Consider the following 24,386-nt stretch of genomic DNA (forward strand, 5'->3'; position numbering starts at 1 on the left):
CACCGAGGCGCCGGGGGCCTTCGCGAAGGTACTAGATGCGTTCGATGATGGTGCCGGTTGACAGTGCGCCACCAGCGCACATCGTGATCAAAGCCGTTGACTTGTCGGTGCGTTCGAGCTCGTGCAGCGCGGTGGTGATGAGGCGGGCACCGGTGCTGCCGACCGGATGGCCCAGGGCGATGGCGCCGCCGTTGACGTTCACACGATCGAAGTCCGGCTTGTGCACCGCGGCCCAGGACAGCACCACGGAGGCGAAGGCCTCGTTGATCTCGACGACGTCGATGTCACCGATCTTCATGCCGGCGCGATCCAGCACGCGCTGCGTCGACTGCACCGGACCATCCAGGTGGTAGTACGGCTCGGCGCCGACGAGCGCCTGCGAGACGATGCGGGCACGCGGCCGCAATCCGAGGGCCTTGGCCTTATCGCTGTCCATCAGAAGCACCGCGGAGGCACCGTCGGAAATCTGCGAGGAGGTTCCGGCGGTGTGGATGCCTTCCGGCATAACGGGTTTGAGGTTCCCCAACGACTCCAGGGTGGTCTCGCGCAGGCCCTGGTCGCGGTTGACCGTCTTGGTCTCGCCGGTGGGGTTACCTTCCTTGTCCACCTGCGGGGCATCGAGCGGGGTGATCTCGCGGTCGAAGCGTCCCTCGGCCCAGGCCTGCGCGGCGAGCGCCTGTGAACGCACACCCAGTCCATCGACGTCGGCGCGGGTGATGCCGCGACGCTTGGCGATGCGCTCGGCGGCCTCGAACTGGTTGGGCATGTCGATATCCCACGATGCGGGGCGCGGAATGCCGGTGCCGCCGACATTGGCCCCGAGCGGCACCCGACTCATCGACTCGATACCGCACGCGATGCCGGTGTCGATGGCGCCCGAGTAGATCAGTCCGGCGATGAGGTGGTTGGCCTGCTGGGCGCTGCCGCATTGGCAATCGATGGTGGTGGCGCCGGCGGCCTCGGGCAGTCCGGCATGCAACCATGCCTGTCGCGTGATGTGCCCGCCCTGCTCGCCGAATTGGGTCACACAGCCGCCGATGACCTGCTCGACCTCATTCGGATCCAGACCGGCGCGTGCGATCACCGACTTCTGGATGCTGCCCAGCAGCTCGGCGGGATGCAGCCCCGCGAGCCATCCACCGCGTTTGCCGATGGCGCTGCGCGTCGCTTCGACGATGACCGGATTACCCATGGAGCTGCTCCTTTGCACTCTGAACGTTGACTTCACGGTAGAACACGTTCCAGTCCGGAAGCAACGAGAACGTGTTCTCCCCCCGTGCACCACGTTTTGTCTGCGCTGATCGTGTGATTCAATGGGGCTAGAGAGTGTCGTAGCTCACTCGGCTCTCACTAGATGCTCTAACCAGATCGTCCCTGAAAGATGCCCCGAAAGGCCATAGGAGTTCAACGTGGTGCACCCCAGCCTTCCCGCCGGTTTCGACTTCACCGACCCGGAAATCTACGCAGAACGGCTCCCTGTCGAGGAGCTCAAGGAGCTTCGGAAGACGGCTCCCATTTGGTGGCAGGAACAGCCCGACGGAGTCGGCGGCTTCAACGATGGCGGCTACTGGGTCGTCACCAAGCATAAGGACGTCAAGGAGGTGTCGCTGCGCAGCGATGTCTTCTCTAGCTGGGAAAACACTGCGATCCCGCGTTTTCAGGACGACATCACCCGCGAGGCGATCGAATTGCAGCGGTACGTCATGCTCAACATGGACGCCCCGCACCACACCCGGTTGCGCAAGATCATCTCCCGCGGTTTCACCCCGCGCGCCATTGGCCGCCTGCGCGACGAGCTGAACGAGCGCGCGCAACAGATCGCGAAGGCCGCGGCGGCGAGCGGCACCGGTGACTTCGTGGAGCAGGTTTCCTGCGAGCTGCCGTTGCAGGCCATCGCCGGTCTGCTCGGTGTACCGATCGAGGATCGCGGCAAGCTCTTTAACTGGTCCAACGAAATGACCTCATACGACGATCCGGAATACGCCGATATCGACCCAGCGGCCTCCTCGATGGAGATCCTGGCCTACTCCATGGAGATGGCGAAGCAGAAGGCCGAGAACCCGGGCGAGGACATCGTGACCACGCTCATCAACGCCGAGGTCGAGGGCGAAGGCAGGCTCTCCGACGATGAGTTCGGCTTCTTCGTCATCATGCTGGCGGTGGCCGGTAACGAGACCTCTCGCAACTCGATCACCCAGGGCATGATGGCCTTCACCCAGTTCCCGGAGCAGTGGGAGCTGTACAAGAAGGAGCGCCCTGAAACAGCGGCCGACGAGATTGTCCGCTGGGCCACTCCCGTGACCTCATTCCAGCGCACGGCGTTGGAGGACACCGAACTCGGTGGCGTGCAGATCAAGAAGGGCCAGCGCGTCGTCATGATGTACCGCTCGGCGAACTTCGATGAAGAGGTCTTCGAGGATCCGTTCAGCTTCAACATCATGCGTAACCCCAATCCCCACATGGGATTCGGCGGCAGTGGTGCGCACTACTGCATCGGCGCCAATCTGGCCCGGTTGACCATCAACCTGATGTTCAACGCCATCGCCGATCACATGCCGAACCTGGCGCCGGCTGGTGACCCGAAGCGGTTGCAGTCCGGTTGGCTCAACGGCATCAAGCACTGGCAGGTTGATTTCAACGGTGCCAGCGGCTGTCCGGTTCTGCAGTAGCTTCAAAGGGAAACGAGCATAATGGATTTCGCTTTCGCGGAGGAGCAGCAGGCTGTCTCCGACGTGCTCGAGGCGGTGCTTGCCGATCGTGAGTTCATCGGTGTGGTGCCTGCGATCGGATACGACGAGGCGCTGTGGAAGGTGCTCGCGGACAACGGCGTCCTCAGCCTTGCGCTGCCGGAACGGTTGGGCGGAGATGGGCTTGGCTTGTCCGAGGTATCGGTCGCGCTTCGGGTGTTGGGCAGGCACGGCGCCCTGACGCCGGCACTGGCAACGCTCGGATTCGGGGTCGTGCCCTTGTCGGAATTGGCCTCCGCCGAGCAGCAGGGCAGATTCCTAGATGGTGTCGGCTCCGGCGCGATCCTGACCGCAGCCCTGGATGAGCCCGGGTCCGCATTACCTTCGTCGCCTGCGGTTTCCGCGGTACGCGACGGGTCCTCGCTGGTGTTGAACGGCCGCAAGATCGGCGTTCTGTATGCAGCCGAGGCGAATTGGATACTTGTCACCACCGACAATGGCGTCGTTGTGGTGGCACCTAACACCCCGGGTGTCACGATTGCCCGGACGCCGACGGCCAGCAAGGCCACCGAATACGCGGTGACCTTCTCGGATGTCGTGGTGCCCGCTGAAAATGTGCTCGGCGACTCGGTGGAGCGGCTCAACCAGCTGGCGCTGGCGGCGGTGGGTTCCTATGCGGACGGATTGGTCTCGGGCGCCTTGCGTCTGACGGCCGATCATGTGTCCAACCGGGTGCAGTTCGGCAAGCCTCTGGCCACCTTCCAGGCGGTTTCGCAGCAGTTGGCGGACGTCTATGTGGTGTCGCGGACGCTGAATCTCGGTGTCATATCCGCTGTTTGGCGCCTATCCGAGGGGTTGGACGCCACCGAGGATCTGGACGTCGTGGCCTTCTGGATGGCATCGGAGGCCCAACGAGTCATGCAGATCTGCCACCACCTGCACGGCGGTCTCGGCGTCGACATCACATACCCGATGAACCGTTACTACTCGACGATCAAGGACCTGAGCCGACTGGTCGGCGGGTCTTCTGAGCGCCTAGACGTTCTCGCTGCGGCGCAGGGTTAGGAGCCGGCGATGCTGATTGACCTCACGCCTGAACAGGCGAAGCTGCAAAGCGATCTGCGGCAGTACTTCTCGAATCTGGTCACCGCCGATGAGACTCGCGAGATGATGATTGACCGGCACGGGTCGTCCTATGAGGCCGTGGTGCGACGGATGGGACAGGACGGCTGGCTTGGGGTCGGATGGCCCAAGGAATACGGCGGACATGGATTTGGCCCGCTGGAGCAGCAGATCTTCATGAACGAAGTCATGCGAGCCGATGTGCCGATGCCCTTGGTGACGTTGCAGACCGTCGGTCCGACGCTGCAGAAGTACGGGACCGAAGAACAGAAGAAGAAGTTCCTGCCCGGAATCCTCGCCGGCGAGATCCACTTCGCCATCGGATACACCGAACCGGAAGCCGGAACCGACCTGGCCTCCCTGCGTACCACCGCGGTACGCGACGGCGACCACTACATCGTGAACGGGCAGAAGATCTTCACCACCGGTGCACACCAGGCTCAGTACATCTGGTTGGCCTGCCGGACGGACCCGAGCGCCGCCAAACACAAGGGCATCTCGATTCTTATCGTCGATACCAAGGACCCGGGCTACTCCTGGACACCGATCATCACCAATGACGGTGCGCACCACACCAATGCCACCTACTACTCAGACGTTCGAGTTCCGGTGGAAATGCTGGTGGGCGAGGAGAACGCGGGCTGGAAGCTGATCACCACTCAGTTGAACCACGAGCGGGTTTCACTCGGTCCCTCGGGACGGATCGCGGGCATGTACGACCGTGTCTACGAGTGGGCGGCCAAGCCGGGCCCCGACGGGGTGGCGCCGCTGTCGCATGAGGACGTGCGCCGGGTGTTGGGCGAGATGAAGGCCGTGTGGCGGCTCAACGAGTTGCTCAACTGGCAGGTGGCCTCATCGGGCGACGACATCAGCATGGCCGATGCCGCCGCGACGAAGATCCTTGCCACTGAATGGATTCAGAAACTCGGGCGACTGAGTGAGGGTGTGGTGGGACGCTACGGCGATCCCGCCGACGCGAATACCGCGGAGACTCTCGAATGGCTTGATGCACAGACCAAACGCCACCTGGTGATCACCTTCGGTGGCGGCGTGAATGAGGTGATGCGCGAGATGGTTGCGACGGCAGGTTTGGGTACCCCGCGGGTGCCACGATGAGCGTGGTGGACATCCAGGAGGGTTTCGCCAAGATCAAGGCAGATGGCCCCAGCGCCCCGCGTCTGGCGCGGGATCCGGTGAACCAGGCCATGATCAACAACTGGGTTGAGGCCATGGGGGACCGCAACCCCGTCTACGTCAACGAGGAAGCAGCCAAGGCCGCCGGGCATCCCGGCGTCGTCGCACCTCCGGCGATGGCTCAGGTGTGGACCATGGCCGGGCTGTATGGCGAGCGCTCTGGAGACGACCCGTTGGGTCGCGTGATGGAGCTTCTCGATTCGGCGGGTTACGAGTCGGTGGTCGCCACCAACTACGAGCAGATCTATCACCGGTATCTGCAGTTGGGTGAACAGGTCACCACCACCAACGAGGTGACCGAGGTCTTCGGGCCCAAGCAGACCGCGCTCGGCGAGAGCTGGTTCATCAACATCCACGCCGAGTGGCATGTGGGCGATGAGCTGGTCAACGAAATGAACTGGCGGATAATGAAGTTCCGGCCACACGCCGCGAAGCCCGCCTCGCCTGCCTATGGCGATCTCGATCCCTCGAAGCTGATGCGCCCGTCGTGGTCGCGGGACAGTGCGTACTTCTGGGAAGGCGTCGGGGAGCACGAACTGCGGTTACAGAAGCGTCCCGACGGTTCTTTGCAGCATCCGCCGGTACCCGCGGTCTGGCAGGACAAAGAGGCTCCGATCGAGTACCAGGTGGCCAGCGGTCGGGGCACCGTGTACAGCTACGTGGTGCATCACGCGCCCCAGGTGCCCGGGCGCACACTGCCGTTCGTGATCGCACTGGTGGAACTCGACGAGGGCGTGCGGATGCTGGGCGAACTTCGAGGGGTGTCGCCCGACGATGTCCAGATCGGGTTGCCGGTGCAGGCGACGTATCTGGACTTCCCGGCCGAGGGCGAGAGCCCGGCATGGACTCTGTACGCATGGGAGGCGGCGTGACCACCGTCGGAGAGCAGCTGCCCGAGCTGAAACTCGAAGGCACGCCCACCTTCATCGTGTCCACAGCACTGGCGACCCGTGATTTCCAGGACGTACATCACGACCGAGATCTGGCTCAGGCCAAGGGTTCCAAGGACATCTTCATCAACATCCTGTCCGACACCGGTCTGGTCGAGCGGTTCGTGACTGATTGGGCCGGACCGTCGGCGCGTGTGAAGTCGATTTCGCTGCGCTTGGGTGTGCCGTGGTATGCGTACGACACCACGGTGTTCACCGGCGAGGTGGCCGCGGTCGAGGACGGCATCGTGGAAGTGGATGTGGTGGGCAACAACAGCCTTGGCGCGCATGTGACGGCCAGGGTCAAGCTGACGATCGGGGCCGAATGAGCGGGATATCTGGGCGGAGCGCGATAGCGGGTATCGGTGCCACCGACTTCTCGAAGAAGTCGGGCCGATCCGAGCTCAGGCTGGCCACCGAGGCGGTGCTCGACGCGCTCGACGACGCCGGTTTGTCTCCCGGCGATGTCGACGGCTTGGTGACCTTCACGATGGACTCCAACCTGGAGACCGCGGTCGCGCGATCGACGGGTATCGGTGAACTGAAGTTCTTCAGCCAGATCGGTTACGGCGGCGGGGCCGCGGCCGCGACGGTGCAGCAAGCAGCACTGGCGGTCGCCGCGGGCGTGGCCGAAGTCGTGGTGGCGTATCGGGCCTTCAACGAGCGCTCGGAGTTCCGGTTCGGTCAGGTGATGACTGGACTGAGCTCGACTGCCGACTCGCGCGGCGTGGAGTACAGCTGGTCGTACCCGCACGGGCTGAGCACTCCTGCGGCCTCCGTAGCGATGGTTGCCCGTCGGTATATGCACGAATACGGCGCCACGAGTGCAGATTTCGGTGCGGTATCGGTGGCCGACCGCAAGCATGCGGCCACCAACCCGAAGGCGTTCTTCTACGGTAAGCCGATCACCATTGAGGACCACCAGAATTCGCGGATGATCGCCGATCCGGTGCGGCTGCTGGACTGCTGCCAGGAGAGTGACGGTGGGGTGGCGATTGTGGTGACCACGCCGGAGCGGGCCAAGGATCTCAAGAACCGGCCGGTGGTCATCGAGGCCGCCGCGCAGGGTTCCGGTGACGACCAGTTCACCATGTACTCGTACTACCGCGACGAGCTCGGGCTGCCCGAGATGGGGCTGGTGGGCCGGCAGCTGTGGGACCAATCTGGGCTGACTCCCAACGACATTCAGACCGCGATCCTGTATGACCACTTCACGCCATATACGCTGTTGCAGCTCGAAGAGCTGGGTTTCTGCGGCAAGGGCGAGGCCAAGGACTTCATTGCCAACGGCGCGATAGAGCTGGGCGGCAAGCTTCCCATCAACACGCACGGAGGTCAGCTCGGCGAGGCCTACATCCACGGTATGAACGGCATCGCCGAGGGCGTGCGTCAGCTGCGCGGGACGTCGGTCAACCAGGTCTCGAACGTCGAGCACGTGCTCGTCACCGCGGGTACCGGCGTGCCGACGTCCGGTCTCATCCTGGGTTAGCGCGCGGGCGTCCATCGCGCCGAACGTAACCCCACGCACATATCTGAGTTGGTTCGTGTGCATACGGTTACGTTGGCGGTTCTGTCGGTGGCTCAGCGCATGATGCAGGCATGGGGCGGGGACCGATTGTCGGCAGTGAGGCGGTGCGAGCCGGCCACGTAACGCGCTATCAGCTGCGTCGCGACTATGTGCCTTGGCACAAGGATGTGTACATACCCAGAGGTATGGCGATAACCCCTCATCTGCGAGCCGAGGCCGCGTGGCTGCGGTCCCGGCGCCGTGGAGTGCTCGCCGGATTCTCGGCTGCGGCTTTGCATGGTGCACGGTGGGTCGACCCGGGTTTGCCTGCCGAGATCATCGATGCGAACCGGCGACGTGAACCAGGCGTGCGTGGCCGCGCGTTGTCCGTTGCGGCAGAGGAAGTGTGTGTCATCCGGGGAATGCAGGTGACGACGGCCGCACGTACGGCGTTTGATTTGTCGTGTGATCACCCGTTGTCGAAAGCGGTACCGGCCCTCGACGCGTTGGCGCGGGCAACGGACCTGAGCATCGCCGATATCAGGCAAGTCCTCGAACGCCATCCCGGTCGTCGCGGTATCCGAACAGCCTGGGCTGCAATTGATCTGATGGACGCCGGGGCACAATCGCCAAAGGAGACCTGGTTGCGCTTAGTGCTGGTCAGGGCCGGCCTCCCACGTCCACAGACTCAGATCGTGGTTCACAACGGTGACCACGTTCCGCTCGCTTATATCGACATGGGTTGGGAAGACGTCATGGTGGGCGTCGAGTATGACGGTGACCAGCATCGGTCGGATCGCAGGCAGTACGTGAAGGACATCAAGCGACTGGAGCTGTTGGCGAGTCTTGGCTGGCTGATAGTGCGCGTCGTCGCCGAAGATCATCCGGATGACGTGGTGCGCCGAGTGAAAGAGGCGTTGGCGCGGCGTGGACTCAACCGGGCAGCGTAACCGACGGCCCCGAGGGCGTGTGCGGGTTGCCGTATGCGGCTTGTGCGGGGCCCGCCAGGTCGGAACCGGCAGCGACTTGCGTCAGTGAGCACCGGTTGTCGCCGTAGGCAGCGGGGGCGTTCGGGCGGGTGTCATTGGGGATTTCGTCGGGCTTACCGGCGACGACGAAATACTCGGTGCCGATGTCGTAGCTACGTCCGCAGGACGGCCCGAAGTTCTCGACCTTGACCGTGGTGATCGGGCCGACATTGCCCTTGTAGACCTCGCGAACAGCGAATTGGTAGATCGTCCGGCCGGTATCGGGATCGCTGATCAGCTGCGTGTCGGTGGGAGTGCCGACGAAGATCGCCTGGGCGCGCCCAAGCCACTCTTTGATCGAGGTGGCGTCCTTGCGGACGTCCACGCAGGAGCAAGCGCACGCGACATTTGGTGCGATTGCCGTCGAGGCGGCAATACCGCCGGTGGTCAACGTAGTGGCGGCCACCATCAGCCCGATCCAACGAGTCATGGGCAAAGTATGCATGGCCGGGCACGCGAACGTAACTGCACGCACAGATTTCCATCGGGAAATGTGCGTGCGGTTACCTTGGAGCAGTTAGGAGTAGGTGAGCTCCACATCGGCGAGCGCGGGCGCATCCTCGCGCTCGGCAACCACTGCCGAGATCAGCAATTTGCCGTCTTCCTTCCAGATGCGGGTTTTGAGGGTCTCGCCCGGGAACACCACACCGGCGAACTTCGCGGCATAGGACGTCACCCGTGAGGCATCGCCGTCGAGTACGGCGTCGACGGCCGCTTTGCACACCACGCCGTAGCTGCACAGTCCGTGCAGGATAGGCCGCGGGAATCCGGCCGCCGCCGCGAAGGCGGGGTCGGAGTGCAGTGGGTTGCGGTCACCGCACAGCCGGTACAGCAGCGCCTGCTGCGGCAGGATGTGCGTCGCAACTTCTATGTCAGCAGGCCGGGACGGAGCCTCTACGGCGGACGAGGGCCCACGCTCGCCGCCGAAACCGCCCTCGCCGCGGGCGAAGATGGACCGGCGGATGGTCCAGAGAGGTCCCTGGTCGTCGGAAGTCGTTGTCTCCGTGACGATGACCGCGGCCTTGCCCTTGTCCCAGATCTCGACGATCTTGCCCTCTGAGCGGGCGGAGCCCGACGGGGGGAGAGGCCGATGCGCGGTCACCTGCTCGGTGCCGTGCAGGATCTTGGCCAGGTCGATCTCGATCCCCGGGAACGACACCTTGGGTGGCTCTACCGCGTGGAAGCCGGAGGCGACGGTGGCAAACGTCGGCAGCACCTGCGGGGTCTTGTCCTGCAGGTAGCGCAGCTCGGTCTCGCTCACCGGATCGGCACCCGCACCGATCGCCAGGTGATACAGCTGCACATCGGACGCGGTCCACGAAAACTTGGCGGGCTCGACAGCAGCGCCCAGGGCGATATCAACGTTGATAGGCATGGGCCGACCCTACTTCCCGGCGATATCGAGCGCCGCGAGGTAGCCCCATGTCATGGCTGGGCCGATGGTGGCGCCGGGGCCGGCGTAGGTGTGGCCCATCACCGGGGTACTGACATTGCCTGCTGCGTAAAGACCTTCGATGATGCTGTTGTCATCGCGCAGTACGCGGCCCTTGACGTCGGTGCGCACGCCGCCCTTGGTGCCGAGATCGCCGGGAACCATCTTGGCCGCATAGAACGGGCCCTTCGCCAGCGCGCCGAGGTTGGGGTTCGGCTTGTTGGTGGGGTCGCCGTAGTAGCGGTCATAAGCGCTCTTGCCACGGCCGAAGTCCTCGTCGACGCCGCTGCGGGCGAAGCCGTTGAACCGTTCGACGGTGGCCTTGAATTCCTCGACGGGGAGGTTGGCGAGCTTCGCCAGCTCCTCCACGGTGTCGGCCTTGACGATAACGCCGGACTCGATCCAATTGCTCGGAATCTTTTGTCCGGGTTGTAATCCGGCGAAGATGTATCGGTTCCGGTACTCCTGGTCGAAGACGAGCCACGCGGGCAGGTTCTCGCCCGGTCCGGGGCCCTGCCCGTACTGGCCGCCGTACATGCGGTGGGTGGCCTCGACGTAGGGCAGCGATTCGTTCATGAAGCGCTTGCCGGATGCGTTGACGATGATCGATCCGGGGGAGTTGCGCTCGGACAGTGCGAACCACGGCCGGCCCACCAGCGGCACCGTGGGACCCCACCACGAGTCCTCCATGAACTCCAGTGCGGCGCCCAGCTTTTCGGCGGCCAGAATGCCGTCGCCGGTATTGGCCTTGGCGCCCACTGTCCACTCGGTGGTGATGGGGGCGCGCTGGTACTTCACACGCATCTGCTCGTTGTGCTCGAAGCCGCCTGAGGCCAGGATGACGCCCCTGCGCGCCTTGATTACCGTCGGCTCGGAAGCCTCTGGAGCGCCCGTCTCACGCACGTAGACGCCCTTGACGGTGCCGTTCTCGATGTAGAGATCGGTCAGCGCGGTGTTGAGCTTCACCGGAACGCCGGCATCGCGCAGGCCGATGCGCAGCGCGGCCGACAGTGCGCGGCCCATGCCGACGAGCTTCTTGCCGGTTCCCTGGGCCCAGAAAGTGCGCACTCCGACCCGCAGGCTGCGCAGCACGCCCCGCGGGTGGCGCTTGAGCTGGTTGAGCCGAACGTAATCCTGCTGGCGCACGACGACATTCAGCGGCACCTTGCCGTACGGCGGCTCGAGGTTGGGCAGCTCGTCACCAAGCTTCTTGGCATCGAACGGCTTGGGCTCCACGGAGCGTCCGGCCGAGCGTCCGCCCGGGGCCTCGGGGTAGTAATCGGAGTAGTTGGGCACCCAGTCCAGCTTGAGCGGGGAGTTGGCCAACACAAAGGAGAGCATCTCCGGTCCGCGATCGAGATAGGTGTCGATCTTCTCGCGGGGGACGACGTCGCCGATGATGTTGTAGAGGTACTCGCGGGCAGCCTCCGGGGTGTCGTTCTGACGGGCCTTCTTGAGCACCTCGTTGTTGGGGATCCAGACGCCGCCACCCGACCGTGCGGTCGATCCGCCGAAGTGGGGGGCCTTTTCGATCAGTACGGTGCTCAGTCCGTTGTGTGCCGCGGTGAGCGCCGCGACCATGCCGGCGCCACCACTCCCGACGACGACGACGTCGTACTCCTGCTCAGTCATGTAGAACACGTTATAGAATTGAGGCGGCCCGGCGCTACCGGCGCTGGCCTGTGGTTTCATCGCCCGGACACTTTGATGTTGCGGTGAAAACAGAAACACGTTGCTGTTTGGGCTACACGACGATGAGGGAGGCCCCGTGCCGGGTCGATCAGACGTGCCATCGGCCGATGTCGTCATCGTCGGATACGGGGTCGCCGGGGCGTCCGCCGCGCTGGCCGCTATCGAGCGCGGGGCGTCTGTCGCCATCCTGGAGCGATTCGACGGCGGTGGGGCTTCGGCCATTTCAGGGGGTATTTACTACGCCGGGGGCGGCACGAACATCCAGCGTGATGCGGGCGTCGAGGACACCCCGGAGCTGATGCTGGAGTATCTGCAGCTCGAGGTCGGCGACGCCGTCAAACCCGAGACGCTGCGTAAGTTCGTCGACGACAGCGTTGACAACCTGGATTGGCTGCAAGGTTACGGAGTGCCGTTCGAGGGTTCGCTGGCTCCGTTCAAGACTTCGTACCCCACCAACGACTACTACCTCTATTTTTCGGGCAGTGAATCCTCCGGCATGGCGCGGGCCGTGACGCCTCCCCGCCAGCGCGGACATCGCGCCTTTGGTCGCGGGGTATCGGGGAAGGCGCTCTTCGCGCCTCTTGCGGAGTCGGCCGAGCGCCTCGGCGCCGACGTGTGGCGGCAGACCCGGGTGACCGACTTGATTGTCGAGGACAGTCGCGTCGTCGGAGTTCGGGGCACGACGCTGAAGGATGCGCCCGCCTGGGTACGGCGCACGTACGCACGTTTGACGCACTATGCGACGAAGCCAGGCATCTACTACCCGCCGATGCGAAAGGTGCTGGAGGGACCGGCGTACGCGCTGGAGCGCCGGTTCGCCAAGCCCTTCGAGATTCGGGCCAACGACGGGGTGATCCTGTCCTCGGGAGGGTTCATCGCGAACCGCGAACTCATCGAGCGTCACGCCCCCGCCTATCGGGACGGGTTGCAACTCGGTACCGCCGGCGACGACGGGACCGCCTTGACGCTCGCGGAGCCGCTGAATGCGGCTACCGGGCACCTTGACGAGATCTCGGCCTGGCGGTTCATCGTCCCACCCGCGGCCTTCCTCGGATCTCTGCTAGTGGATGCCAAGGGACAGAGGATGATTGACGAGTCCCGATATGGCGCCGCGTTGGGCAAGGAGATCGTGCGCACGGCCGCAGGGGTGGGGTACCTGGTTGCCGACAAGGCGCTGGTGAAGCGGGCCCGTCAGCAATTGAGGTCACAGACCCTGTGGTTTCAGCGGATCCAGGCCGAGGCGTTCCTGAATGTGGGGCGCCGGAAGGCCGGATCCATCGAAGAACTGGCCGCCAAGGCGGGCATCGATCCGGAAGGATTGGCGCGCACCGTGTCCGAACACAATCGGGCCATCGCCGACGGCGCCCCTGACCCCCTCGGCAAGCCGGACGATATTCGGGTTCCCGTCGCCGAAGGGCCGTTCTATCTGTTCAACGTGTCCATCAAGACCAACATGCTCAATCCGTGTCCGATGCTGACTCTTGGCGGGCTGGTGGTGGACGAGGAGACTGGTGCCGTGCAGACCACATCGGGCGCGGCGATCCCCGGGCTCTATGCCGCCGGACGTGCAGCGGTGGGTATCTGCTCCAATTCGTATGTGAGCGGATTGTCCCTGGCTGACTGCGTCTTCTCCGGACGCCGGGCGGGGACCGAGACTGGAAGGCGCGTAGATGCTTAGTTCCGAAGTTCGTGGGGCCATTGCCGCGGATCTGGCCGAGGCCGAGCGAACGCGGGTGGCCGTCGCGCCGCCTACCGACACGTACCCGGATTTCGATGTGACCGACGCCTATGAGATCCAGCTCATGAATATTCGCTCCCGACTAGCGGACGGCGCCAAGGTGGTCGGGCACAAGGTCGGCCTATCGTCCGAGGCGATGCAGAAGATGATGGGTGTCCACGAGCCGGACTACGGGCATCTGCTGGCCGATATGGAGCTGTTCGAGGATGTCGCGGCCTCGGCGTCCAAGTTCTTGTTCCCGCGGGTGGAGGTGGAGGTCGGATTCATCCTGGCCGCGGACCTGCCCGGCGAGGACTGCACCGAGGACGACGTGCTGGCGGCAACGGCGGCGTACGTGCCGTCCATCGAGGTGGTGGACAGTCGGATCACCAACTGGCAGATCAAGATCTGCGACACCATCGCCGATAACGCCTCGTCGGCCGGATTCGTCATCGGTAAGCAACGGGTCTCGCCGAAGGACATCGACATCAAGTCGATCGATGCGGTGCTGACCTGCAACGGCGAGAAGTTGGCCGAGGGCAGAAGCGATGCGGTGCTTGGTAATCCGGTGACATCGGTGGCGTGGTTGGCGCGCAAGGTCGCCTCATTCGGCGTGCGTCTGCGTGCCGGAGATGTGGTGCTGCCCGGTTCGTGCACGCGGGCGTTCGACGCGCATCCGGGGGACGAGTTCTTGGCCGAGTTCGCCGGACTTGGTTCGGTCCGACTGGCTTTCGAGTAGAGGAGAATTGTGAGTAAGGCATCTGTAGCGATCGTCGGTTCGGGAAACATCAGCACCGATCTGCTGTACAAGTTGCAGCGGTCCGAGTGGCTGGAGCCGCGATGGATGATCGGTATCGACCCCGAGTCCGAAGGTCTCAAGCGCGCCCGCGGTTTCGGCCTGGAAACCTCGCATGAGGGTGTGGACTGGCTGCTGGCCCAGGACGAGAAGCCGGACCTGGTGTTCGAGGCGACATCCGCGTACGTGCACAAGGCCGCCGCGCCGCGTTACGCGGAAGCGGGTATCAGGGCGATCGATCTGACCCCCGCGGCGGTGGGCCCGGCCGTCGTGCCGCCCGCGAATCTGCGTGCGCACCTGGATGCTCCCAACGTCAACATGATCACCTGCGGTGGTCAGGCCACGATTCCGATCGTGTACGCGGTGTCGCGGGTGGTCGAGGTTCCCTACGCAGAGATCGTCGCGTCCGTCGCGTCCGTGTCCGCGGGACCGGGCACACGCGCCAACATCGACGAGTTCACCAAGACGACGTCCAAGGGTGTTGAGGTGATCGGCGGTGCGCAGCGCGGCAAGGCGATCATCATCCTGAATCCGGCAGATCCGCCGATGATCATGCGCGACACCATCTTCTGCGCTATTCCGGAGGACGCGGATCGGGATGCCATTGCCGCATCGATCCACGATGTGGTGAGTCAGGTACAGCAATACGTGCCGGGGTACCGGCTGCTCAACGAGCCACAGTTCGACGAGCCGTCGGTGGTCAACGGTGGCAATCACGTGGTGACCACCTTCGTCGAGGTGGAGGGCGCCGGCGACTTCCTGCCGCCCTACGCCGGGAACCTGGACATCATGACCGCGGCTGCCACCAAGGTGGGCGAGGAAATCGCCAAAGAACTTCTATCTGCAAAGGTTTCGTGACAATGACTACGCAACTTGCCCCGACTGACGGCATCTTCTTCGACGCCGCGTGGGACGTGCGGGTCACCGACACGTCGCTGCGCGACGGCTCGCACCACAAGCGGCACCAGTTCACCGCCGATGAGGTGCGGGCGATTGTCGCGGCGCTGGACGGCGCTGGCGTGCCGGTCATCGAAGTGACCCACGGCGACGGGCTCGGAGGATCCTCGTTCAACTACGGGTTTTCGAAAACGCCTGAGCAGGAACTGATCAAGCTCGCCGCGGAGACCGCGACGAATGCCAAGATCGCCTTCCTGATGTTGCCCGGTGTGGGCACCAAGGAAGACATCATCGAGGCGCAGGGCAACGGCGGGTCGATCTGTCGTATCGCCACCCACTGCACCGAGGCCGACGTTTCGATCCAGCACTTCGGACTGGCTCGTGAGCGCGGACTGGAAACCGTTGGCTTCCTGATGATGTCGCACACGATCTCTCCGGAGAAGCTGGCAAAGCAGGCGCGGATCATGGCCGACGCCGGATGCCAGTGCGTGTATGTGGTGGACTCCGCGGGCGCGTTGGTACTCGACGGTGTGGCCGACCGGGTGGCCGCGGTGGTCGCCGAGCTCGGCAACGATGCGCAGGTCGGTTTTCATGGGCACGAGAACCTGGGCCTGGGTGTCGCCAACTCGATCGAGGCGGTGCGTGCGGGCGCAAAGCAGATCGACGGCAGCACAAGGCGCTTCGGCGCAGGCGCGGGCAATGCTCCGGTCGAAGCGCTGATCGGCGTGTTCGACAAGATCGGCGTGAAGACGGGTATCGACTTCTTCGATATCGCCGATGCCGCCGAAGAGGTCGTCGCACCCGCGATGCCGACGGAGTGCCTGCTGGACCGCAATGCGTTGATCATGGGCTACAGCGGGGTGTACTCCAGCTTCCTCAAGCACGCCATCCGGCAGGGTGAACGCTATGGTGTGCCCGCCCATCAACTGCTGCACCGGGCCGGGGAGCGAAAGCTAATCGGTGGGCAAGAGGATCAGCTAATCGACATCGCGCTGGAGATTCAGCGGGAGAACGCCGAGAAGAAGTAGTCGGCAGCCTACGCACCGCGTCAAGCCGCGGGCGAACGCTTCGGCACGTAGAGGCGGCGGCACAGAGCTCTGTCTGGCCCATGCTGGGCTCCAGGACACGCTCTGCCGCCAGTTCGTTCTTCGCGGGCACTTCGATACCGTCCGGACAATTCGGGCGTTGTACGGCGCTCTTGCGGTATCTCGTGGCGCCGCGCCATGGCACAGGGCCGGCACCGTGCGAGGATCTCGCCGGCAGAGGTGGCTGCGGGGGCTTAGCCAGTTCGCGCTGGTCGATCGTGAGACCGATGGGCAAGCCCTGCTCGGTGGCTACCACCGAAATCGAGCCGGTACGGGATCGCACCGAACGCTGCGAGGACCTTGCCATCTCGCTTAAGCTGCTGGTTGAGTGCGGGGGTTTATTCGGTTGGGTAACCAGTCTTGATACCCGTGCGCTAGCTACTGAGTACCATCGAACTCTACGACGATTCGGCGATTGAGGAAGGGGAGGGGGACGTTGCCCAAGCAAGATCGTGGTGCACCGGCCCGTCCTCCGTGGTTGCCCGAAGAAGACGAACAACGAGGCTTTCTCCGTTCGTTGAGGCGCAAGAAGCGCAACGCCGGGGAGGACGAGTCGAACGAGGATTCGTTAACCCACGAGACTGAGCGCCCCTCCACACCCCGGGTTCCCGCCCAGGAATCGATCGCCGAAACCTCCCGGGAGGAGCATGCTCCCGACCTGACCGCCGAGGAAAAGGCCAACGGCGCCAAGCCGGTACCCGATGTCTCGAAGTACTACACCCCGCCGCGCCCGCCCGAGCCCGTAGAAGAGGCATCGCCGGAGACCGACTGGAGTGCCATAGTCCAGAGCCCTGTGTCGGAGACACCACGGATCATCACGAGTCCGATTCCGGAGATGAAGCCGGAGCCACGGCCAATACCGCAGGTCGAGCAACCCCCGTCGCCTCCGCTCGCCGAGTCCCCGGCAATCGCCGAACCGGAGGCCGTGGCACCCGAGGTTGAACCACCGGTCGAGTCGGTGACGCCGATCACGGCTGAGCCTGAGCCCCCGGCCGAGACCCCCGAAGCGGCCCCGGTTTCCACGGAGCCGTCCTCGGAGTCCGTCGAGTCCGAGGCAACGAGGCCACCGGCAGCCGCAAGCGAGCGGAGCGGCCCGGAATCCAGCGGTGCGGACCCGTTCTCACGGTTCAGCCTGCTCGAAGCGCAGCTGCGTCAGATGAGCCTCGACGAGAGCATCACCGATGACGAGCTCGAACGCCATCGGCGCCACACAAGGCTCGAGTCCGAATCCGGGACCGTGCCCGAGGCGCCGGCGAGCCTCAGTTTCACGCCGCCGGAGGCCGTCCAGGAGGACGTGCCCGAAATCGCCGGAGAGGTGGCACAAGAAGCCGAGGAAACACAGGAACCGGAGCTCAGCTTCACGCCCCCCGAAGCCGTCGATCAGGCTCCCGAAGCAGTTGAAGCTGAGCAGTCCACGCCTGCGGAGCCAGAGCCTGTCGTCGTCGCCGATGAACCAGCGCCTGCCGTGGAGCCGGAACCGGAAGCACCGATGCAAGAACCCGCTGCCGAGGTCGAGGATGCAGACGCCCGCGCAGCAGCGCTGTTGCAGCGCATTGAGGCCAAACGTGCCGAACTCAACGAGGAATTGGCTGCCCATGATGCGGCTGAGGAGCAGGCGTCCGCACCTGAGCCTGAAGCCGCGCCGTTCGTGCCGATGGTGGCGCCGTGGGCCGCCGTTCCGATGGTGGAGGAAGCTGCGACCATCGGGTCCGAAAGCGCCAAGTCCACCATCGGCTCCGACGAGTCCGCCGCGGCGGACACCCCGGAGCTCGGCGGATTTGAGCCTCTGGTCGATGAGGACATTGTGATCGCCGCGCCGCCCGTTGTGTACGACGATCTGCCCGACGCCGCCGTACTCGAGGACGAAGTGGTGCCGGAGCCCGAACTGCCTTCTGAGCCGGTGGCCCCGACGGCACACGCGGTCGATCCGGAGCCCGTCGGCGATATCGTCGATCCCACAGCCGAACCTCTGCAGGAGGTTCCGGCCGCCGACGTCCCGGAGCAGTCCGTGCCCGAGCCGGATGCGGCCTCTCTGCCGCAGGCTCCCGAGCCTCCGGCAGACGGGACGGTCCCGGAAGAGGCCGCGGAGGAAGACGAGGCGCATGATCAGCCGGAGCCGCCCGTGCCCTCGGCGTGGCAGGCCCCATCGGCGCCGGAGTCGACTCCCCAGACGCAGCCACCCGCTCAGCCGGCGTATTACGTGCCCCCGGCCGTCCCGCAACAACCTGCTCCGCCATCGCCGGAGCAACAGCGGCCCGCGGCGCAGGCGCCCGCGGGATGGAACCCGCGCCAGCCCTATCCGGGCCAGTGGTCGCAGGGCGCGCCGCAGGCTCCCCAACCCTATGGCGGGCAACAACTTCCGCCTCAGCCCCCGCCTCAGCCCACCAGCGTTCAGGGTCAGTGGCAGTGGGTGCCGCAGCAGGGGCCGCAACCATCCGGACAGCAGGAGCCGCCCGAGGGCTACACTCCGCAACTCCAGGGCGCCGCACCCCCTGCGAATTACCGTGCGCCGCAGGCATATCGGATGCCTCCTTCGCTCGATGAGGCCGAGGTGATCAACCGCGGTCGCTATGCGCCGCGATCCGGTTGGCGCAAAGCCGTGCACCGGTCCACGGGTGGCCGGGTCAATCCGGGTGACTCCCGTAAGGACCGTGAACAGGACCAGTTGCTGGCGAGCATTCGTCAGCCGATCCTCGGCGATTACCGCATCGCGGTGCTTTCCATCAAGGGTGGTGTTGGAAAGACCACCACCACATTGGGATTGGGTTCTGCGTTCGCGACGATTCGTACCGACCGGATCATCGCGGTGGACGCGAACCCCGACCGTGGCACCCTGGCCGAACGCGTACGGGACCATTCGACGCAATCCACCGTTCGCGACCTGCTCAACGACCAGAACATCAGAAGTTACGCCGACGTGCGCAACCACACGCGAATGGCGACCAGTCGCCTGGAAGTGCTTGCCAGTGAACAGGATCCGGCCGTTTCAGAGGCCTTCGGCGAGGTCGACTACCGCAACACGATCGACATCCTCCAGCGGTACTACAACATCATCCTGACCGACTGCGGCACCGGAATCATGCACTCGGCGATGGCGGGTGTGCTTGACCTCGCGCACACCATCGTGTTGGTGAGTTCGCCGGCCATGGACTCCGCGCGCAGTGCTTCGGCGACACTCGATTGGCTGATGCAACACGGACATGCCGGGCTGGTTCGCGAAGCGCATGTTGTGCTGAGCGCGTCGCGCCCGGGATCGGCGGGGATCAAGTTGGACAAGGTCTACGAGCACTTCCAAGCGCGCTGCCGGTCCATCCACATGATCCCGTTCGACCCGCACCTCGCCGAGGGGGCCGATGTCGACTTCAACCTGCTCAATGCGGATACCAACGCGGCGTATCTGAAGCTGGCCGGCGCGATTTCGGAGAGTTTCCCACGGCTCCGCATGCGCGGCGACGAGCAGCAGCGATGAGACGGAAAGAGGCGGGCAGCAGGATGGTTGACACCAGAGCTCCCCAGCGGGTCCTTGCCGCCGGTGTGCTCTCGCCCGGAATGATGGCGAAGTGATCTGGCATGGCTGATTCCAACGACAACACACCAGACTCGCCACCGCCCAGCGGTCCGTGGCGCGAGCCCATTGCGGACGGGCTCGGTGGCGGGGAGACCAAGGGCAGTCCTTTCCGCCGGTCGAAGAGCTCGAGTCAGGAGTTCGTGCCGCCGAGTGCCGACTACTTCCCTCAGCCGACGCTCAAGCCGCCGCCTCCACTGCCTAAGGCTCCCAAGCTGTCTCGGCGTCAGCGAAATCATCAGCGTCCGATGAATCCGATATGGGAACCGGATCCGCTGAGCTCTTACGGCATGCCGCAGTACCAGAACCCCGCTCCGCCGGCACCGCCGGCTCCGCCCCAGGGATACGGTGCGCCGGCTCAACAGCCTCCGCAAAATTACTATGGGCCACCGCCGCAGAACTATTACGCCCCGCCGCCGCCGGTTGCTCAGCCACCCGCTGCTCCGGTGGAGAACGCCGTACCCAGCGCGCCTCCCGCACCGGAACAGCCCAGTCCGCTGCCGGCGTGGCCGGCTTCGGCGGTGGTGCCCGAACCGCCCAGTGCGGAGCCTCCGACGCCACTACCTCCGGCCCCACCACCTCCGGTAGAGACGCCTCCTGCTGCCCAAGAGCCAGAGGTGCACGGCGCCGAGGCGCCTCAGGAGCAGGCGCCCGCCGAGGTACCCCCTCCGCCCGAGCCCGCCGCACCGGCACCCACCCCGCCGATCAGGCCGGACGATGCGTCCTCGATGATCCCGGAAGGGATGACGCCCTGGGGCGGCCAGGCGCCCCAGATGCCGCCTGCGCCAGTGCCACCGGCGCAGGCGTGGCCCACGCCGCCACCCGCACGGCCGGTCGCGACGCCCCCACCCGCGGCCTTCCCGCGCGCGGACTGGAGCACGCCGGCCGCGCCACAACGGGAGCCTTACCTCCCGGGACAGACTCCGTTCACCGCCGCACGGCCCGAGGCTCCGGTGTACCGGCCGGCGCCGCAGCCGCAACAGCCGTCACGACCGCAAGGGCCGAGCCACGATCAGCTTGGTCTCATCAGGTCGGTCAAGCCGCTGCCGAGGAGCGGATGGCGCAAGGCAGTTCACCGGCTTTCGGGTGGAGCGATCAATCCGGGTGAGTCGTCGGAGGAATCGCACCGTAGCGAGTTGATCGACCGAATCAACCTTCCCGTCCGCGGTGATTATCGGATCGCGGTGTTGTCGCTGAAGGGCGGTGTGGGCAAGACCACCACGACGTTCTCGCTGGGCGCCACCTTCGCCTCGTTGCGTGGTGATCGAGTGATCGCCGTCGACGCCAACCCGGACTTCGGGACGCTCGCTCAGCGCGGTCCCGATGAGACGCGCTCGACCGCACGAGATCTGTTGCGCGATCCTGATATTCATCGGTATTCCGATGTGCGCAGGCACACCTCGCAAAGTGCGAGTCGGCTGGAGGTGCTCGCTTCCGAACGCGATCCGGCGGCATCGGAGTTGTTCTCCGAAGCCGACTACCTCGCGGTGATGCGGATCTTGCAGCGGTTCTACAACATCATCCTGACCGACTGCGGCACCGGCCTGATGCATTCGGCGATGGCCGGCGTGCTGGGGGAGGCCAACGCCATCGTCCTGGTGACGTCACCCGCCATCGACGGTGCGCGTAGCGCCCTGGCGACACTGGACTGGCTTGACCACCACGGGTATTCGCATCTGGTTCGGCAGTCGGTGGTGGCCATCAGCTCGTCGCGCCCCGGGGCTTCCTCGATCGATCTGGAACAGTTGAGCCGGCACTTCCTGACCCGTGCCAGGGCCGTACACATCATTCCGTTCGACAACCACCTCTCGGAGGGGTCGGAGATCTCGCTGGACTTGATGGGCAAGAAGACGCGGGGAGCGTTCATGGAGCTGGCCGCCTCGGTGGCGGATGGCTTCTACGAGGGTGGCAACACCCGACAGACCAGCTGGGGCTAGCGCTCCAGTTCGTCGGTGGTCATCAGATCGTCACGCACACTGCGCTCGCGATATGCCAACCGTGCCACGCGGTGTGCGACCACCGGCGCCGTGATGATGGTGAACAGTCCGGTGAGCACGATCATGCTGACGTCGGCATAACCGCGAAGTCGCAGCGCCGCACCGGCCAGCACGAGCAAGAGCCCTAGCACCTGCGGCTTGGAGGCCGCATGCATGCGGGCCAGGGTATCGGGAAAGCGCACCACGCCGATGGCGGCGGTCAGGGCCAGCACGGATCCGAGCAGCACCAGCGCGCCAGAGATCGCATCGAGGAGGGCGTTCATCGGCCGCGTTCCGGTTCCTGCGGGTCGATCGCGGTGTCGGGCACGCGGAATCGTGTCACGCTCACCGAACCCAGGAAACTGATCAAGGAAAGCGCGACAACTCCATACAACACAGTGGAATCCAGGCTGTAGGTCGCCCACGCGGCGAGCGCGCACATGGTGACGGCCACCAGCGTATCCACGGCGACAAGGCGGTCCAACGTGTTGGGCCCGGCGAGCAGCCGGTACATGGTGACGGTGGCCGCGGCGATGAGTAGCACCGCGGCGATCTGCCATACGAGGCTCATACGCCCTTCCTCGTCTCGGACTCGTCGACAACCGTGCTGTCGGGGTGCCAATCGACGTCACGTTCAAATGCCGAGATGAAAAGCTTTTCCAATTGCCGCAATTGGGCGTAGAAGCTGGCCACGGCCTTGGGCGAGCCCACGTCCAGCACGTGTACATATGCCAGCCGACGCTCCTGATCGATCTCCAGGACCACCGATCCGGGAATGATCGTCAGGGTGTTCATCAGAAGCGCCATCACGAGGTCCGACTTCACCGAAATCTGTGCCCGCAGTACGGCACTCAACGGTGGTGGGCCCGGCCTGATGGCCAACCAGGCGACTTGCAGACTGGACAGCACCATGTACCAGGCGACCGTGAAGGCCAGCCGAACCATGGACACCACATGAAGACGGCCTTCGACCGGCAGCCGTGGCATCGGTAGCAGCACCGTGACAACCAAGGCCACCGACAGTCCGGTGATGGTGTTGGCCAGTGAGAAATTGCCCCACAGCATTGTCCACACCAACATGAGCCACACTAAGGTCCATGCCCGCAGCGCGATCTCACGCGGACCGTACAGGGCGAGGTTCTTGATAGATATCGGACGTATGCGGCTCATCGCGGGCCACCCCCGAGGACGGCGCTGATGTAGACGGTGCGGTCGCGCACCTCGGCGGCCGCGCGGTCGCTGATCCCGATGATGGGCCCCGCGAAGACCGTCAGCGCCACCCCGACTGCGATCAGCCCCAAGGTGGGCGCCAACATGCCGGCAGGCATCCGACCGACGTCCGCGCGGTCCACGAATGCGACGTCCTCGGCGTCGTCGAGAAGAGCCGTGGGTGTCGCCGCGGCCAGGTCGCCTTCGGGTGCGTCGGCCCGCGGCCGCCAGAACGCCTTGGTCCACACGCGTGCCACCGCATAGAGGGTCAGCAGACTGGTGATGGTTCCTCCGGCCACGAGGGTCCACGCGAGCACCGAGCCCTGCAGGGATCCGGCCTCCAGAAGCGCGACCTTGCCGATGAAACCGGAGAATGGTGGAATACCGCCAAGATTCAGCGCGGGCACCACGAATGCGAAGGCCAGTAGCGGACTCGCGGCGGCAAGGCCACCCAGGCGATTGAGTGACGATGCCCCGGCCTGACGTTCGATGAGTCCTACCACCAGGAACAGTGTCGTCTGCACGATGATGTGGTGTGCCACATAGTATATGGCGCCGGACATGCCGAGTTCGTTGGACAGCGCGATACCGAAGATCATGTATCCGATATGGCTCACCAGCGTGAAGGACAGCAGCCGTTTGATATCGCTTTGTGCGATGGCACCCAGGATGCCGACGATCATGGTGAGCAGTGAGGCCACCAGTAGCACCGTGTTCAAGCCACCACCCGGAAACAGCAGGGAATGAGCACGGATGATGGCGTACACACCCACTTTGGTGAGCAATCCCGCGAAGACCGCCGTCACCGGCGCCGGAGCGGTGGGGTACGAGTCGGGTAGCCACGTCGACAACGGGAAGACGGCGGCCTTGATGGAGAAGCCCACCAGCAGCACGGCGAAGATCGCCAGGCGGGTGCCAGACGGGATGCCGTCCGCGCGGACCGCGATTTCGGCCATGTTGAGAGTTCCCGTTGCCGCGTACACGAAGGCGATGCCCAGCAGGAAGACCACCGAGGACATCATCGAGACCATCACATACGAGATGCCCGCCCGTACCCGGTCGGCGCTGGCCCCGATGGTCAACAGCACGAAGCTCGCGGCCAGCAGCACCTCGAAACCGACGTACAGATTGAAGAGGTCGCCGGCCAGGAAGGCGTTGCACACACCAGCCGACAGCGCCAGATAGGTGGGCATGAAGATCGACACCGGCTGCCGTTCGTCGCCGTCTCGAATACCTTGAGCCGCCGCGTACAGCACCACCGCCAGGAGAACGATGGCGGACACCACCAGCATCAGCGCCGAAAGGCGATCTACCACAAGGGTGATCCCGAGCGGGCCCAGCTTCTCCGGGGTCGGCCCCCAGCCGCCGACGGCCAGCGCAAAGGTGCCGTCACGATCCGCCAGGTACAGCAGTGCGGCGCAGACACCCAGCACCGTGGTCAATGCGGTGACGGTGATCAGCAGCTGCAGCCGGGGCCGCCGGCCCGCGATGAGGGTCAACGCGGCGGCAGTCGTCGGAATGAGCACCGGCAGTGGTGTCAGAACAGCCAT

Annotated in this window: 21 protein-coding genes; 13 read left to right on the forward strand and 8 right to left on the reverse strand. The window is 64.9% G+C overall.

What is annotated here, in order from left to right; genetic code table 11:
• Positions 1–31: 31 nt before the first annotated feature.
• Positions 32–1,192 carry a steroid 3-ketoacyl-CoA thiolase gene (locus tag MYCSP_RS02665; protein ID WP_083017689.1) on the reverse strand — a complete coding sequence of 387 codons (1,161 nt, stop codon included), beginning with the start codon at positions 1,190–1,192 and terminating at the stop codon, positions 32–34.
• Positions 1,193–1,409: 217 nt separating this feature from the next.
• Here MYCSP_RS02665 and MYCSP_RS02670 point away from each other — a divergent pair, with 217 nt between their 5' ends.
• The 7 genes from MYCSP_RS02670 (at position 1,410) to MYCSP_RS02700 (ending at position 8,389) form a co-directional block, all read left to right on the forward strand.
• Complete coding sequence (locus MYCSP_RS02670) at positions 1,410–2,669, forward strand: cytochrome P450 (protein WP_070913475.1); 1,260 nt, start codon at positions 1,410–1,412, stop codon at positions 2,667–2,669.
• 21 nt (positions 2,670–2,690) lie between these two features.
• On the forward strand, positions 2,691–3,752 hold the full coding sequence (locus MYCSP_RS02675) for an acyl-CoA dehydrogenase family protein (protein WP_088413130.1): 1,062 nt from the start codon (positions 2,691–2,693) through the stop codon (positions 3,750–3,752).
• A gap of 9 nt (positions 3,753–3,761) precedes the next feature.
• Positions 3,762–4,925, forward strand: coding sequence for an acyl-CoA dehydrogenase FadE29 (fadE29, locus tag MYCSP_RS02680; protein ID WP_070913473.1), 1,164 nt, complete (start codon positions 3,762–3,764; stop codon positions 4,923–4,925).
• Positions 4,926–4,927: 2 nt separating this feature from the next.
• Entirely contained in the window at positions 4,928–5,875 is a 948-nt protein-coding gene (locus MYCSP_RS02685) for a bifunctional MaoC family dehydratase N-terminal/OB-fold nucleic acid binding domain-containing protein (RefSeq protein WP_322788578.1), read from the forward strand.
• Positions 5,860–6,261, forward strand: a complete 402-nt coding sequence (locus MYCSP_RS02690; protein WP_070913471.1) for a MaoC family dehydratase — start codon at positions 5,860–5,862, stop codon at positions 6,259–6,261. The genes MYCSP_RS02685 and MYCSP_RS02690 overlap by 16 nt, the downstream gene beginning before the upstream one ends.
• A complete protein-coding gene (locus MYCSP_RS02695) occupies positions 6,258–7,421 on the forward strand; it encodes a lipid-transfer protein (protein ID WP_088413131.1) in 1,164 nt (387 codons plus the stop codon). Before MYCSP_RS02690 ends, MYCSP_RS02695 begins: the two co-directional genes overlap by 4 nt.
• A 110-nt stretch (positions 7,422–7,531) precedes the next feature.
• Positions 7,532–8,389, forward strand: coding sequence for a hypothetical protein (locus MYCSP_RS02700; protein WP_083017699.1), 858 nt, complete (start codon positions 7,532–7,534; stop codon positions 8,387–8,389).
• On the opposite strand, the gene MYCSP_RS02705 is transcribed toward MYCSP_RS02700, so the two are convergent.
• The 3 genes from MYCSP_RS02705 to kstD form a co-directional block, all read right to left on the reverse strand.
• Positions 8,373–8,897 carry a hypothetical protein gene (locus tag MYCSP_RS02705; RefSeq protein ID WP_083017701.1) on the reverse strand — a complete coding sequence of 175 codons (525 nt, stop codon included), beginning with the start codon at positions 8,895–8,897 and terminating at the stop codon, positions 8,373–8,375. The genes MYCSP_RS02700 and MYCSP_RS02705 overlap by 17 nt on opposite strands.
• 87 nt (positions 8,898–8,984) lie before the next feature.
• Complete coding sequence (locus MYCSP_RS02710; protein ID WP_083017703.1) at positions 8,985–9,842, reverse strand: MaoC/PaaZ C-terminal domain-containing protein; 858 nt, start codon at positions 9,840–9,842, stop codon at positions 8,985–8,987.
• Positions 9,843–9,851: 9 nt separating this feature from the next.
• On the reverse strand, positions 9,852–11,540 hold the full coding sequence (kstD, locus tag MYCSP_RS02715) for a 3-oxosteroid 1-dehydrogenase (RefSeq protein WP_162266303.1): 1,689 nt from the start codon (positions 11,538–11,540) through the stop codon (positions 9,852–9,854).
• A gap of 127 nt (positions 11,541–11,667) precedes the next feature.
• Here kstD and MYCSP_RS02720 point away from each other — a divergent pair, with 127 nt between their 5' ends.
• The 6 genes from MYCSP_RS02720 (at position 11,668) to MYCSP_RS02745 (ending at position 21,588) form a co-directional block, all read left to right on the forward strand.
• Positions 11,668–13,269 (forward strand): FAD-binding protein, encoded by a 1,602-nt coding sequence (locus MYCSP_RS02720; RefSeq protein ID WP_083017705.1) that lies wholly within the window; start codon positions 11,668–11,670, stop codon positions 13,267–13,269.
• The gene (locus MYCSP_RS02725) at positions 13,262–14,047 is read left to right on the forward strand and encodes a 2-keto-4-pentenoate hydratase (RefSeq protein WP_070913465.1); all 786 of its coding nucleotides are present in this window, start codon (positions 13,262–13,264) and stop codon (positions 14,045–14,047) included. Before MYCSP_RS02720 ends, MYCSP_RS02725 begins: the two co-directional genes overlap by 8 nt.
• A gap of 6 nt (positions 14,048–14,053) precedes the next feature.
• Positions 14,054–14,962 carry an acetaldehyde dehydrogenase (acetylating) gene (locus MYCSP_RS02730; protein ID WP_070913464.1) on the forward strand — a complete coding sequence of 303 codons (909 nt, stop codon included), beginning with the start codon at positions 14,054–14,056 and terminating at the stop codon, positions 14,960–14,962.
• Between the two features lie 2 nt (positions 14,963–14,964).
• Positions 14,965–16,029 (forward strand): 4-hydroxy-2-oxovalerate aldolase, encoded by a 1,065-nt coding sequence (gene dmpG / locus MYCSP_RS02735; protein WP_088413132.1) that lies wholly within the window; start codon positions 14,965–14,967, stop codon positions 16,027–16,029.
• Positions 16,030–16,522: 493 nt separating this feature from the next.
• Entirely contained in the window at positions 16,523–19,555 is a 3,033-nt protein-coding gene (locus MYCSP_RS23205) for an AAA family ATPase (RefSeq protein WP_162266189.1), read from the forward strand.
• A gap of 101 nt (positions 19,556–19,656) precedes the next feature.
• A complete protein-coding gene (locus MYCSP_RS02745) occupies positions 19,657–21,588 on the forward strand; it encodes a nucleotide-binding protein (protein WP_088413133.1) in 1,932 nt (643 codons plus the stop codon).
• Here the strand turns inward: MYCSP_RS02745 and mnhG are convergent.
• From mnhG to MYCSP_RS02765, 4 genes are read right to left on the reverse strand one after another with little or no spacing between them, the layout of a single operon-like run.
• A complete protein-coding gene (gene mnhG / locus MYCSP_RS02750) occupies positions 21,585–21,911 on the reverse strand; it encodes a monovalent cation/H(+) antiporter subunit G (RefSeq protein WP_083017713.1) in 327 nt (108 codons plus the stop codon). The genes MYCSP_RS02745 and mnhG overlap by 4 nt on opposite strands.
• On the reverse strand, positions 21,908–22,198 hold the full coding sequence (locus tag MYCSP_RS02755; protein ID WP_088413134.1) for a monovalent cation/H+ antiporter complex subunit F: 291 nt from the start codon (positions 22,196–22,198) through the stop codon (positions 21,908–21,910). The genes mnhG and MYCSP_RS02755 overlap by 4 nt, the downstream gene beginning before the upstream one ends.
• The gene (locus MYCSP_RS02760) at positions 22,195–22,773 is read right to left on the reverse strand and encodes a Na+/H+ antiporter subunit E (RefSeq protein ID WP_088415399.1); all 579 of its coding nucleotides are present in this window, start codon (positions 22,771–22,773) and stop codon (positions 22,195–22,197) included. The genes MYCSP_RS02755 and MYCSP_RS02760 overlap by 4 nt, the downstream gene beginning before the upstream one ends.
• A gap of 20 nt (positions 22,774–22,793) precedes the next feature.
• Positions 22,794–24,386, reverse strand: coding sequence for a Na+/H+ antiporter subunit D (locus MYCSP_RS02765; protein ID WP_083017760.1), 1,593 nt, complete (start codon positions 24,384–24,386; stop codon positions 22,794–22,796).

Source organism: Mycobacteroides saopaulense (assembly GCF_001456355.1).
Lineage (GTDB): Bacteria > Actinomycetota > Actinomycetes > Mycobacteriales > Mycobacteriaceae > Mycobacterium > Mycobacterium saopaulense.